This window comes from Streptomyces sp. NPDC101181, from assembly GCF_044767975.1.
Classification (GTDB): Bacteria; Actinomycetota; Actinomycetes; order Streptomycetales; family Streptomycetaceae; genus Streptomyces.
This window is the reverse complement of the sequence record NZ_JBIWOX010000001.1, coordinates 518,003-529,788: the sequence shown is the minus strand read 5'-3', so window position 1 is coordinate 529,788 and position 11,786 is coordinate 518,003. Positions and strand designations below refer to the sequence as shown.

The 11,786-nt window shown below is 73.3% G+C and carries 11 protein-coding genes; 8 read left to right on the top strand and 3 right to left on the bottom strand.

The genetic code is table 11. From position 1 onward, the window contains the following. Positions 1-14: 14 nt before the first annotated feature. The gene (locus tag ACIRRU_RS02230; RefSeq protein ID WP_403675066.1) at positions 15-917 is read right to left on the bottom strand and encodes a 1-aminocyclopropane-1-carboxylate deaminase/D-cysteine desulfhydrase; all 903 of its coding nucleotides are present in this window, start codon (positions 915-917) and stop codon (positions 15-17) included. Positions 918-1,123: 206 nt separating this feature from the next. Here ACIRRU_RS02230 and ACIRRU_RS02225 point away from each other — a divergent pair, with 206 nt between their 5' ends. The 4 genes from ACIRRU_RS02225 to ACIRRU_RS02210 all read left to right on the top strand — a co-directional run bounded on the left by ACIRRU_RS02225 (position 1,124) and on the right by ACIRRU_RS02210 (position 5,116). Then, a complete protein-coding gene (locus ACIRRU_RS02225) occupies positions 1,124-2,530 on the top strand; it encodes a family 2B encapsulin nanocompartment shell protein (RefSeq protein WP_403675064.1) in 1,407 nt (468 codons plus the stop codon). Between the two features lie 92 nt (positions 2,531-2,622). Continuing rightward, positions 2,623-3,666, top strand: a complete 1,044-nt coding sequence (locus ACIRRU_RS02220) for a family 2 encapsulin nanocompartment cargo protein polyprenyl transferase (protein ID WP_403675061.1) — start codon at positions 2,623-2,625, stop codon at positions 3,664-3,666. Positions 3,667-3,796: 130 nt separating this feature from the next. Next, the gene (locus ACIRRU_RS02215; RefSeq protein ID WP_403675058.1) at positions 3,797-4,393 is read left to right on the top strand and encodes a GNAT family N-acetyltransferase; all 597 of its coding nucleotides are present in this window, start codon (positions 3,797-3,799) and stop codon (positions 4,391-4,393) included. 54 nt (positions 4,394-4,447) lie between these two features. After that, positions 4,448-5,116: a DUF6304 family protein gene (locus ACIRRU_RS02210; RefSeq protein ID WP_403675055.1), complete on the top strand. Its 669-nt coding sequence runs from the start codon at positions 4,448-4,450 to the stop codon at positions 5,114-5,116. A 291-nt stretch (positions 5,117-5,407) separates the two neighbouring features. On the opposite strand, the gene snpA is transcribed toward ACIRRU_RS02210, so the two are convergent. Further along, positions 5,408-6,064 carry a snapalysin gene (gene snpA, locus ACIRRU_RS02205; protein ID WP_363200911.1) on the bottom strand — a complete coding sequence of 219 codons (657 nt, stop codon included), beginning with the start codon at positions 6,062-6,064 and terminating at the stop codon, positions 5,408-5,410. A 317-nt stretch (positions 6,065-6,381) separates the two neighbouring features. On the opposite strand from snpA, the gene ACIRRU_RS02200 reads away from it, so the two are divergent. From ACIRRU_RS02200 to ACIRRU_RS02185, 4 genes are all read left to right on the top strand, one after another. Beyond that, positions 6,382-7,335, top strand: a complete 954-nt coding sequence (locus ACIRRU_RS02200; RefSeq protein ID WP_403675051.1) for a LysR substrate-binding domain-containing protein — start codon at positions 6,382-6,384, stop codon at positions 7,333-7,335. A 151-nt stretch (positions 7,336-7,486) separates the two neighbouring features. Beyond that, a complete protein-coding gene (locus ACIRRU_RS02195) occupies positions 7,487-8,485 on the top strand; it encodes an NAD-dependent epimerase/dehydratase family protein (protein ID WP_403675048.1) in 999 nt (332 codons plus the stop codon). Between the two features lie 69 nt (positions 8,486-8,554). Further along, positions 8,555-10,036, top strand: coding sequence for a choice-of-anchor A family protein (locus ACIRRU_RS02190; protein ID WP_403675046.1), 1,482 nt, complete (start codon positions 8,555-8,557; stop codon positions 10,034-10,036). 133 nt (positions 10,037-10,169) lie between these two features. Continuing rightward, complete coding sequence (locus ACIRRU_RS02185; RefSeq protein WP_403675044.1) at positions 10,170-11,051, top strand: SDR family oxidoreductase; 882 nt, start codon at positions 10,170-10,172, stop codon at positions 11,049-11,051. A gap of 176 nt (positions 11,052-11,227) precedes the next feature. On the opposite strand, the gene sodN is transcribed toward ACIRRU_RS02185, so the two are convergent. Continuing rightward, entirely contained in the window at positions 11,228-11,623 is a 396-nt protein-coding gene (sodN, locus tag ACIRRU_RS02180) for a superoxide dismutase, Ni (protein WP_363200906.1), read from the bottom strand. Positions 11,624-11,786: the final 163 nt, after the last annotated feature.

The following is an 11,786-nucleotide window of genomic DNA, read 5'->3' as shown; positions in this document are numbered from 1 at the left end:
CACGGGCTGTCGGATCACGGGGGGCCGGGGGTCCCCGTGACCACGGCGGCCACCCGGGCGCCCTGCGCGAACGCCCCCTCCCCGGCCAGCGCGACCAGGGCGAACAGCAGCTTCGCGACGTACACCCGCTCCACGGGCAGCCCGTGCCGGTCCTCGAAGCCGACGGCGAACGCCTCCAGTTCCGGTGTCGTACGGGCGTAACCGCCGAAGGTGAAGCGCTCCTCCAGCGACCAGGTCCCGGCCGGAGCGCCGAACGCCTCGCGCTGGAGCCGCTCCACCGCCCCGGCCAGGAATCCGCCGCGCAGCACGGGCACGCCCAGCGCCCGCTGTCCGGGACCCAGCCCGGCGGCGAGACCGGCGAGCGTCCCGCCCGTCCCGCAGGCCACGGCCGCCACATCCACCTCTCCGGCCAACTCGCGCCCCAGCGCCGTACAGCCCTGTGCGGCCAGTGCGTTGCTGCCGCCCTCCGGGACGACCGCGACGTCCCCGTACCGGCTCAGCAGCCCCTCCAGGACCTCGGGGGAGCCCTTCGCGCGGTACGTCGCCCGGTCCACGAAGCGCAGCGCCATCCCGTCGGCGGCGCACCGGGCCAGCGACGGGTTCAGCGGCCGGTGGGCGAGTTCGTCGCCCCGGACGACGCCGATGGTGGGAAAGCCCAGCAGCCGCCCGGCCGCGGCGGTGGCCCGCAGATGGTTGGAGTACGCGCCGCCGAACGTCAGCACCGGGCGTCCGGCGGCGGCCGCCAGGTTGGGGGCGAGCTTGCGCCATTTGTTGCCCGGCAGGTCCGGGTGGATCAGGTCGTCCCGCTTGAGCAGCAGCCGCACCCCGTGGCGGGCGAAGCGCTCGTCCCGGACCTCGTGCAGCGGGGAGGGCAGCCGGGGGCGCAGCCGGGCGTCGAGCGGGGACGGGTCGTTCACCCGCTCATTGTCGCGCCCCGGTGCCGGGGCGCGACGGCACCCGGTCGGCGGGTCGGCGGACCGCGCGGTTCCCGGTGTGAGGTGTCCGGCGGCGGTGTGCCCCGCCCGAAGACGGATTAGTCACACTCTTTTGTGTAATGGCGTGCCGACTCGCCCTGCTGCAAGGCTCTTCATCGCAGGTCAGCCCATGATCGAGAGGACGTCAGATGTCCGTTGGTGAAGAGGTTCGCGACACGCAGACGCCGCCGCAGCAGAGTCTGGGCACGGCGGCTGCGAGGAACCTCGCGACGACCACCAAGTCCGCGCCGCAGATGCAGGAGATCACCTCACGGTGGCTGCTGAAGATGCTGCCGTGGGTGCAGGTACAGGGCGGTACGTACCGGGTGAACCGTCGGCTCAGCTATTCGGTCGGGGACGGCCGGGTCACCTTCGTCCAGACCGGGGACCGGGTGACCGTGATCCCCGCCGAGCTGGGCGAGCTGCCCGCCCTGCGCAATTTCGGCGACGAGGAGGTGCTCGCCGAACTGGCCCGCAGGTGCGAACAGCGGGACGTGCCCGCGGGGGAGGTGCTCGCCGCCTCGGGAGACGCGGCGGACCGCGTCTTCCTGCTGGCCCACGGCAGGGTCGAGAAGATCGGCACCGGTCTCTACGGCGACGAGACGGAGCTGGAAGTCCTCGCCGACGGCGCGTACTTCGGGGACCAGAGCCTGGTGGACGGCAACGCCGCCTGGGAGTACACCGCCCGCGCGGTCACCGCGTGCACGCTGCTGACGCTCAGCCGCGCGGACGTGTTCAACCTGGCGGAGCGGTCCGACGCGCTCCGCGCCCATCTCGCCGGTCTGCTCACCATCCCGCATCAGCGGACCAACAAGTACGGCGAGGCGGAGATCGACCTCTCCGCCGGACATGTCGGCGAGGCGGTCGTCCCGCACACCTTCGTCGACTACGACGCCGCCCCGCGCGAGTACGAACTGAGCGTCGCGCAGACGGTGCTGAAGGTGCACAGCAGGGTCGCCGACCTCTACAACCAGCCGATGAACCAGACCGAGCAGCAGTTGCGGCTCACGGTCGAGGCGCTGCGCGAGCGCCAGGAGCACGAGCTGATCAACAACCGGGAGTTCGGACTGCTCAACAACTGCGACTACGGGCAGCGGATCCAGCCGCACGACGGGGTTCCCAGCCCCGACGACCTGGACGAACTGCTCTCACGCCGCCGCGGATCGAAGCTCTTCCTCGCCCACCCGCGCGCCATCGCCGCCTTCGGCCGGGAGTGCAACCGGCGCGGACTCGTCCCCGAGAGCGTCGACATCGGCGGCCACCACGTGCCCGCCTGGCGCGGGGTGCCGATCTTCCCGTCCAACAAGATCCCCGTCACCGACGCCCGCACCACCTCCATCATCTGCATGAGGACAGGCGAGGCCGAATCGGGCGTCATCGGCCTCCAGCAGACCGGCATCCCCGACGAGATCGAGCCCAGCCTGTCGGTCCGCTTCATGGGCATCGACGAACAGGCGATCATCTCCTACCTGGTGACGGCGTACTACTCCGCCGCCATCCTGGTACCGGACGCCCTCGGAGTGCTGGAGAACGTCGAGGTCAGCCGCTGGCGCTGACGTCGAGTCATCCCCCGGGGTCCGGGCGGGAACCACTGCCCGGACCCCCGGGGTCCGCACCCATCGCCTCGCCCCAGGGAGTGACCGTGACCATGACCAGTACGGACGCAGCGACGGAAGGGCACGAGGCCGCGGCGCTGCTGGAGCGCACCCGCGCCGTCGTCGACCCCCCTCTTCGATCGGCCGTGGAGTCGCTGCCCGGCGGCATACGCCGGATCGCGATGTACCACTTCGGCTGGGAGAACGCCGACGGAACGCCCGCCGAGGGCCAGTCCGGGAAGGCCATCCGGCCGGCCCTCGTGCTGGCCGCGGCCCGCGCGCTCGGCGGCGATCCCGAACGGGCGGTCCGGGCCGCCGTCGCCGTCGAACTCGCCCACAACTTCACCCTGCTCCACGACGACGTCATCGACGAGGACACCACCCGCAGGCACCGGCCCACCGCCTGGGCGGTCTTCGGCCTCCCGGACGCCGTCATCACCGGGGACGCCCTGCTCGCCCTCTCCCAGCGGCTGCTCGCCGAGGACCCCCACCCGGCCGCCGCCCGTGCCGCCGCCCGCCTGTCCACCTGCGTCATCGAGCTGTGCGCGGGCCAGCAGGCGGACTGCGCCTTCGCCGAGCGCGGCCCCGACGAGGTCACCCTCGACGAGTGCCTGACCATGGCGGCCGCCAAGACCGGCGCCCTGCTCGGCTGCGCCTGTGCGCTCGGAGCCCTCTACGCCGGGGCCGAGGACCGGGCGGTCCGGGCGATGGACGGCTTCGGGCGGGAGGCAGGTCTGTCCTTCCAGCTCATCGACGACCTGATCGGCATCTGGGGCGACCCGGAGCGCACCGGCAAACCCGTCGGGGCCGACCTCGCCGCGCACAAGAAGTCCCTGCCCGTGGTCGCCGCCCTCACCTCGGGCACCCCGGCCGCCACCGAACTGGCCGCCCTCTACCAAGGGCCCATGACCACGTCCGCCGAGGTGAGCCGGGCGGCCGACGCGGTGGACCGGGCCGGCGGGCGGGACTGGGCCCAGGCCTGCGCGGCCGACCGGATGGCCCGCGCGCTCCACCACCTCTCCCGGGCGGTCCCCGACCCGGGCGGCGCGGGCGACCTGCTGGCCCTGGCCGAGTTCGTCACCCGCCGCACCAGCTGACGGACCGTCACGACCGGCCTTCAAGAGTGGCCGTCACCGGCCGCCGCGATCGGCGCCGATGTCCCAACTCTAGTATTCCGGAGGTTGATTGAAGCTTGCGATGGACAGTGGAAGGGGCGGGCAGCCGGTCATGGGCATACGGATACAGCGGGCGCATCCGGAGGACCGGGGGCTGGTCGTCTCGGTCATGGAGGAGGCCTTCCACCACGACCCGGTCAGCAGCTGGGTCTTCCCCCACGAGCCGCACCGGCGGGCGGTGCACGGGAAGTTCCTCGGCGTCTTCGTGGACGTCGCCCTCGCCGAGGGCTTCATCGACATCGCGGAGGGCGACGCGGGGGTGGCCCTGTGGCTCTCGGTGCCCGCCGGGGCGCCCGAGGAGGAGGACCCGACCCCCGCGCTGATGCGGCGGACCGCCGACCCCGGCAACGAGCGCTGCGAACTGGTGGGGAGGCTCACCGGGGCGATCCACCCGCACGACCGCGCGCACGCCTACCTGCTGATGATCGGCGTCACGCCCGAACGGCAGGGGAAGGGCATCGGGGAGGAGCTGATCGCGACGGAGCTGGACCGCTGCGACCAGGCGGGGCTGCCCGCGTATCTGGAGGCGAGCAGCGCCCGCGGCATGACCTTGTACGAACGGCTCGGCTTCCGTCCCACCGGCCGCACCGTCGAACTGCCGGACGGTCCGCCGATGTGGCCCATGTGGCGCGAGCCCGGGGCGCGTTGAACTGCCCGAGGGGGGTGTCCGGGGCTCTGCGGGGGGAGGCTACAGTCCCTGCCCATGACAGATGAGTCGTGGGCAGGCTGGTACCGGGACCGCGAGGGTTCCGAGGCCGTCGTCCTCACCACGGACGGGCGGCGGCTCCGCCTCCGGATCAGAGGGGTCGACTTCGAGGGCGCGAGCTTCGCCACCCTGGCCCCGCTCGCGGGCACACCGCCGGAGCACGGCACCGCCGCCCTCGCGGAGGGCGTGCTCACCGACTGCGTACTGGAGTGGGACCTGCCGCTTCCCGTCCTCGTCGCGGGCGCGCTCCGCCACGCCACGCTCAGCTGCCTGCTCTCGCTGCGCCGGGCCGAGCCGAATCTCCATCTCGCGCTCCACCTGAACGGTGCGGTCTACGAATCGGCCCGCGCCGAAAGCGACTTCGCCGCCGCCCTGGCCTCCGTCCAGCGGGCCCTTCCGGACGGGACGCGTCTCCAGACCTGTATCGCCTGCGCCTTCTCCGACTACCTCCCGGCCTCCGACCGCTCTCTCTCCGGCACCCTCGCCTGCTTCCGCGAGGTCAAGGACGCCTACCGGGAGGCGTCGGGTGAGGGCGATGTCCTGGAGCTGTGGGAGCGCCGGACCGGGTTCGTCCAGGAGATCTGGAGCTGTCGCGCGTTCGAGGCCCGCCCGGCGCGCGGTGCGGGCACCGGCCACCGCGGCGCCTTCCCGCTGGAAAACGCCTGAGACGCGGGCGTCTTCCGGCTGGAGAACACCGAGGCGCGGCGCCTTCCCGCCGGTGAACGCCTGAGGCGCGTCGTGCGCCGCCCGGTGTCTGCCGCCCTCCCGCTCTCCGCCGGGCATCCGGCGGCGGGAGGTGCCGGGAGGCGCGGGCAGCACAGAGGACCGTTCCGCGAGCGGAACGGTCCTCTGGCGTGGGGAGGGTGCCGGCCGGTCCCGGGACACGGGACCGGCCGGTCTCTGCCACCCTGCTGCCGGGTCTCCCGGGTCAGGAGGCGGAGCGGGCGGGCATTTCGGTCAGGAGGCGGAGCGGGCGAGTGCCGCCAGACCGTTCTGCCACAGCTGGTTGACCCGGGCCCGCTCGTTGGCGTCGGGCTGGGCGTTGGTGCAGGACGGGCCGGGGCCGCCGCCGGACATCAACTCGCTGCACGGACCGGAGTAGTTGTCCGGGAGGCCGAGCACGTGCCCGGTCTCGTGCGTGGTGACCCGGGTGGAGTCGTACTGCTGGTTCTGCGCGAAGTCCAGGAAGATGTACCCGCGGCCGTGCCCGTCGGTGCTGGCGTAGGAGCCGCGCGGGTCGTTGCCCTCGCGGTAGGTGAAGTCCGCGCCGGAGCCCTCCTGGAGCTGGACGTTGGAGACCGCGCTGTTCCAGATCTGGGTGCTGCTGGCTATCTGGCTGCGGAAGGACGGCGCACCCGACGCGTCGTAGGTGACCGTGACGGCCTTGATGCCCGGGTTGGCGGCGCGCTTCTCGGCCACGGACTTCATGACCGCGTCGAGGAAGGCGCGGTTGGCGGCCGCGTTCTCGCCGGAGCCGTTGTACGCGGCGATGGTGGTGGAGGCGGTGGGGGCGGCAGGGGCCGGAGCGGCGGCGACGACGGGTGCGCTGCCCAGCGCGGCGACGAGGCCGAGCCCGGCGGCGGCGGTGGCGACGACGGTCCTGAGGTGACTCATGGGGGGATTTCTCCTACCTGTCCGATGTACCCGCGCTGTGGGGGTCGTCCGCTGAACGGACGGAGCGCGGGGGCGGTACGGGGAGAGTGTGGTCCGGGGCACAGTCGCCGGGGATGATGCCGAACAGCGATAACGTCGCCCTATCAGCGCCTCGTTTTCTGTCGCGACGCAGGTCAACGGTTCATCCATACTCCATGTGCACGTCACTCGCACGCTATCCCCACAGGCATCTCTCGCCCAACACCCCCCGAAATCACATCTTTTGAGGGGGTTGCGGCATCTGGTGCGCGAGCAGGGGCGGTCATAGTCTCCGCTGCATGGAGCTTGAGGTGAGGCACCTCAGGGCGCTGTGCGCCATCGCCGACGCGGGAAGCCTGCACCGGGCCGCCCGTCACCTCGGCGTGAGCCAGCCCTCCCTGACCACCCAGCTGCGGCGGATCGAGAACACGCTGGGCGCCGAACTGTTCCGCCGCGAACGCACCGGCTGCCGCCCGACCTCCCTCGGCCGGGCCGTCCTGAGCCGCGCCCGCCCACTGGTCGACGGCATGAGCGCCCTGGTCGCCGAGGCGCTGGCGGAGGCCGAGGCCAACCGTCCCCCGGGGCCGCGGCTGCGCATCGGCTCCACCGCGAGCCGGGTCATCGGCGGCTGGCTGCGCAGGCTGCGGGTCTCCCTGCCCGGCACCGACATCTCGCTGCGGGTCGAGGTCTCCGCCCACGAACTGCTGCGCTCGGTCGAGGCGGGCCGCCTCGACGTCGCCTTCGTGCACGAGGTGGAGGGCTGCCCGCTGGCCGTTCCCGACGGACTGGAGCAGCGCGTCCTGGTGGACCGCGAACCGCAGTTCATCTCCCTCGCCCGGGACCACCCCGCCGCCCGCCGCCGGGTGGTGGAGCTCGGGGACCTGGCCGGTGACCCCTGGATGGTCGACCCGACGGTGGACGGCGAGTGGGACGGGGTGCGCCGGGTGCTCGGGGCCGCCGGGCTGAACCCACCGGTCCTGCACGGCGACTACCTCACGGCCGCCTCCCTCGTCGTCCTCGGGGAGGCCGTCGCGCCCTGCCAGCCCACGTCGGGCCCACGCGACGACATGGCGATCCGCCCGCTGCGGGGCGACCCGCTCGCCGTACGGCTGCTCCTGGTGTCCCGGCCGGGGGCGGACGTCACGGTCGCGTACGCGGAGCTGGAGGCCGCCTACATGGACGCGGCGCGCCGGGCGAGCGGCTACCACGAGTGGCTGCTGCGCCACCGCAGCCCCCTGGCACGCACCCCGTGACGGACGGGGGCGGGCTCATCCTCCGCGCGTCCCGCGTACCCGGTGCACGTCGCGTGAGTCCCCTGACGTGCGGTGATCCCCGATAAGTTCCCCGTTGCGCTGACAGCGTGCCGGGGTTGGCGGAGCCCGCCTGTGTGGGCAGGCTCGTGCCATGAGGCTTCTGATGCTGGGCGGGACGGAGTTCGTGGGCCGGGCGGTCACCGACGCGGCGCTGACGCGGGGCTGGCAGGTCACGGTGTTCCACCGCGGCCACCACGCGCCCCCGCCCGGCGTGAGCGCGCTGAGGGGGGACCGTACGGCGGGGGCGGCCGGAATCGCGGCGCTCGCGGGGAGCGGCGCGACCTGGGACCTGGTCGTCGACACCTGGAGCGGCGCGCCCGCCGCCGTACGGGACACCGCCCGGCTGCTGGCCGACCGGGCCGGGCACTACGCGTACGTCTCCAGCCGCTCGGTGTACGCCTACCCGACCCCCGCCGGGCAGGGCGAGGACAGCCCGCTGGTGACCGGGGTCTCACCGGACGAGGACGGGGACGTGCCCTACGGGCAGGCCAAGCGCGGCGGTGAGCTGGCCGCCCTGGACGCCTTCGGGGACCGGGCCCTGCTGGCGCGGGCCGGACTGATCATCGGCCCGGGGGAGAATGTCGGCCGACTGCCCTGGTGGCTGTCGCGGATCGCCCGCGGCGGCCCGGTGCTCGCCCCCGGCCCGCGGACCACCGCGTTGCAGTACGTCGACGCCCGCGACCTGGCCGACTGGCTGCTGGACGCGGCCGGGCGGGGCCTGAACGGCCCGTACGACACCGTCAGCCGGTCCGGCCACGCCACCATGGGCGAGCTGCTGGACGCCTGCGTCGCGACCACCGGGTCCGACGCCGAGCTGCGCTGGACCGACCCGGACGTGCTGCTGGCCGCCGGGGTCGAGCCCTGGAGCGACCTGCCGATCTGGCTGCCCCCGGGCGAACTGCACGCCACCATGCACCAGGGCAGCCACACCAAGGCGCATGCCGCCGGACTGCGCTGCCGCCCGGTCGGGGAGACCGTCGCGGACACCTGGGCCTGGCTCTGCGAGCGGGGCGGCCTCGCGCCGCAGCGCCCCGACCGCCCCGCCGTGGGCCTCGACCCCCAGGTGGAGGCGAAGCTGCTGGCCCGCTGAGGCGCATAACGCAACAAAGGCGGCGTGTCATACAAAACGACTAAGCATCAAAGATGCATATTGCGCGGCATGGAACAGAAGGCGCGCACGCGCGGCAACGCAGTCCGGGCGGCGGTGACCGTGGCCATGGCCGCGGCGATGGTGGGCGTGCTGGCCCCGGCGGCGGCTGCCGAGCCGCTCCCGGGCGGACTGGGACCCTGCCTGGGCAGCTCCTGCCCGCCCGACTGGCGGGAACCCGACAACGGGGCGGTGACCCACTTCGACAGCAACATCAACATCTACGTGGGCGGCGACTTCCTGGTCCGCGAGGCGGCCGCCGAGGCGGAGGGCAAGATCGTCACCCTCGGCCGGTTCGACATGGACAAGGGGGACCGCGTCTCGCAGGTCTACAACATCGGCGTCGTGGGCGTGGGGTCGCGGGTGCCGCCACCGGACGGCTCCGACTACCTGACGGTGGGCGGCGACGTCACCGTCGCCGCCGGGGAACGGCTCATCGCGGAGGAGGGCCGCCACTCCGGGCGGGTCGCCCACGCCGCGGGACTCACCGGCAGGGTGGTGCCCCCGACCGCGCCCCGCCGCGACCCGGACGCGGCCGCCCCCTTCACCGCGCTGCGCCCGCAGCTCACGGAGGCCAGCCGCTGCTACGCGTACGAGGGCGGCGAGCGCCGCGCGGCCACCGGCACCTGGCGGGTGGTCCGCGACACCACCACGTTCACCGGCGACGGCACGTCGGCGATCCAGATCTTCGACGTGGACGCGGATCTGCTGTCCACGAGCGGCGGTAACACGGGCTTCGTCTTCAACGGCATTCCGGAGGGCGCGACCGTCCTGGTCAACGTCTACGGCGACAGCCGCCGCGTCGCCACGTACATGGGCGCGCTGCCCAACGCGGGCCTGCGCGAACGTCTGCTGTGGAACTTCCCGGACGCCACCGCCCTGTCGCTGTCCGGCCCGGCCCAGTTCCAGGGCAGCGTCCTGGTCGGCCGGCCCACGAGCACGACGACGCTCAACATGAGCGGGACCAACGGCCGCTTCTACACGGCGGGTTCCCTCACCCACACCTCGGCGGGGACCTCGGGCGGCCAGGAGATCCACGCGTACCCCTTCGACGGCGACCTCCCGACCTGCACCCCGGACCCGACGCCGACCCCGACGGACCCCACACCGAGCCCGACGGATCCCACGCCTACGCCCACCCCGACGGACCCCACACCGAGCCCGACGGACCCGACACCGACGCCGAGCCCGACGGATCCCACACCGACGCCGACCCCGACGGACCCCACACCGACGCCGAGTCCAACGGATCCGACGCCGACCCCCACGGTCACCCCGACCGACCCGACCCCGACGCCGGCCCCCACCGACCCCACACCGGCTCCCACGGACCACACGCCGCACCCCACCCCCTCGCCGACCGATCCGGACGAACTGCCCGACACCGGCGCGCGGGGCGGAGAATGGATCATCGGGTCCATCGCGGCCGTGCTCGTGGCCGCCGGGGCGACGGTCCTCGTGGCCACCCGCAGGGCGCGCCGCCGCACCTTCTAGGGCACCCGGGCGGCACCGCCCGCTGGGATGCTGTACGGAAACGGGGCCGGTGACCGGACGCTCGGACCTGGGCCACCGCCCACCGGCCCCGTCCCGCCCCAGGTGCGGGAGGCAACGAGAGGAAGGCGATCCAGTGACCGGCCCCCTGACCGCGGTGACCGGAGCGAGCGGAGCGGTCGGCGGCCGGGTGGCCCGGCGGCTCGCCCGGACCGGCGTACCCGTACGCCTGCTCGGCCGTGACCCGGCCCGCCTGCCCGACCTGCCCGGCGCGGACCGCGCTCCGGCCGCCGCCTACGGGGACGGGGAGGCCATGCGCCGGGCGCTCGACGGGGCGCACACGCTGTTCCTGGTCTCCGCGCACGAAAGTCCCGACCGGGTACGCGAGCACACCACCGCGATCGACGCGGCCGTGGCGGTCGGCGTGGAGCGGATCGTCTACGTGTCCTTCCAAGGCGCCGCGCTCGACGCCACGTTCACCTTCGCCCGGGACCACTGGCACACCGAGGCCCACCTGCGTACCGCCGGGGTGCGCCACACCTTCCTGCGGGACAACTGGTACCTCGCGGGACTCCCGGCGATGACCGGGGCGGACGGTGTGCTGCGCGGTCCGGGCGGCGACGGCCGGGTGGCGGCCGTCGCCCACGAGGACATCGCGGACGCGGCGGCGGCCGTACTGCTGGACGGGTCCTTCGGCCTCGACGGCCGGACCTACGACCTCACCGGACCCGAGGCCTTCACCCTCGCCGAGGCCGCCGAGGAGCTGAGCCGGGCCACCGGACGCCCCGTCACCTACGTCCCCGAGACCCGCGAGGAGGCCTACGCCTCGCGAGCGGGCTACGGGGCCGAGGACTGGGAGCTGGCCGGCTGGGTCACCTCGTACGAGGCCATCGCGAACGGCGAACTGGCCGCCGTGTCCGACGCGGTACCCACTCTCACCGGCCACCCGGCGACGAGCTTCGCGCAGTTCCTCGCGCGCACCCCGGCCAGCTACCGCCACCTGCTGCGCGACACCTGACCGCCACGACGAGCCGCCACGCACCGCTGCACACGCACCGCACCCGCACCGCACCAAGCAAAAAGAACCGCACCCGCCCCGCCCACCCCCGACGAATCAGGGGGGGCGGCGGAGCGGGTGCGGTCGGGTGGGCGGCTGACCGGGCCGGGAGCCGGGTCAGCCGGTCCTGCCCGTGGTCAGGCCTTCTTGGTCTCCCAGAAGATCCGGTCGACCTCGGCGATCAGCTCAAGAGCCTTCTCGCCCGTCTTCGGGTCGTTCGAGCCCTTGGCCGCGGAGAGCGCCTTCAGGGTGTCGTTGATGAGCTGGTGCAGCTGCGGGTACTTCTCGAAGTGCGGGGGCTTGAAGTAGTCGCTCCAGAGCACCGAGACGTGGTGCTTCGCGAGCTCGGCGCGCTGTTCCTTGATCAGGACGGCGCGGGTGCGGAAGTCGGCGTCCTCGTTGGCCTGGTACTTCTCCTGGACGGCCTTGACCGACTCGGCCTCGATGCGGGCCTGGGCCGGGTCGTACACGCCGCAGGGCAGGTCGCAGTGGGCGCTGACCTTCACCTTGGGGGCAAACAGGCGGGAAAGCATGGAGCTGTCCTCCTCGTGATCGTCTTCTCAGGTGGGACATTACTCCGTGGAGCGCCGCTTTCCGTGGCTGCCCCAGGGGCTTAGGTCAAAAGTCCGGGGTGAGGACCGGGCCGTCGGCCGAATGTACGGAGTGGTACGCGGGACGGACGCGGTGTCCGGGACC

Coding starts and splice junctions, on each gene's coding strand:
- ACIRRU_RS02225 (WP_403675064.1), top strand. CDS start 1,124: ATGTCCGTTGGTGAAGAGGTTCGCGACACGCAGACGCCGCCGCAGCAG.
- ACIRRU_RS02220 (WP_403675061.1), top strand. CDS start 2,623: ATGACCAGTACGGACGCAGCGACGGAAGGGCACGAGGCCGCGGCGCTG.
- ACIRRU_RS02215 (WP_403675058.1), top strand. CDS start 3,797: ATGGGCATACGGATACAGCGGGCGCATCCGGAGGACCGGGGGCTGGTC.
- ACIRRU_RS02210 (WP_403675055.1), top strand. CDS start 4,448: ATGACAGATGAGTCGTGGGCAGGCTGGTACCGGGACCGCGAGGGTTCC.
- snpA (WP_363200911.1), bottom strand. CDS start 6,064: ATGAGTCACCTCAGGACCGTCGTCGCCACCGCCGCCGCCGGGCTCGGC.
- ACIRRU_RS02200 (WP_403675051.1), top strand. CDS start 6,382: ATGGAGCTTGAGGTGAGGCACCTCAGGGCGCTGTGCGCCATCGCCGAC.
- ACIRRU_RS02195 (WP_403675048.1), top strand. CDS start 7,487: ATGAGGCTTCTGATGCTGGGCGGGACGGAGTTCGTGGGCCGGGCGGTC.
- ACIRRU_RS02190 (WP_403675046.1), top strand. CDS start 8,555: ATGGAACAGAAGGCGCGCACGCGCGGCAACGCAGTCCGGGCGGCGGTG.
- sodN (WP_363200906.1), bottom strand. CDS start 11,623: ATGCTTTCCCGCCTGTTTGCCCCCAAGGTGAAGGTCAGCGCCCACTGC.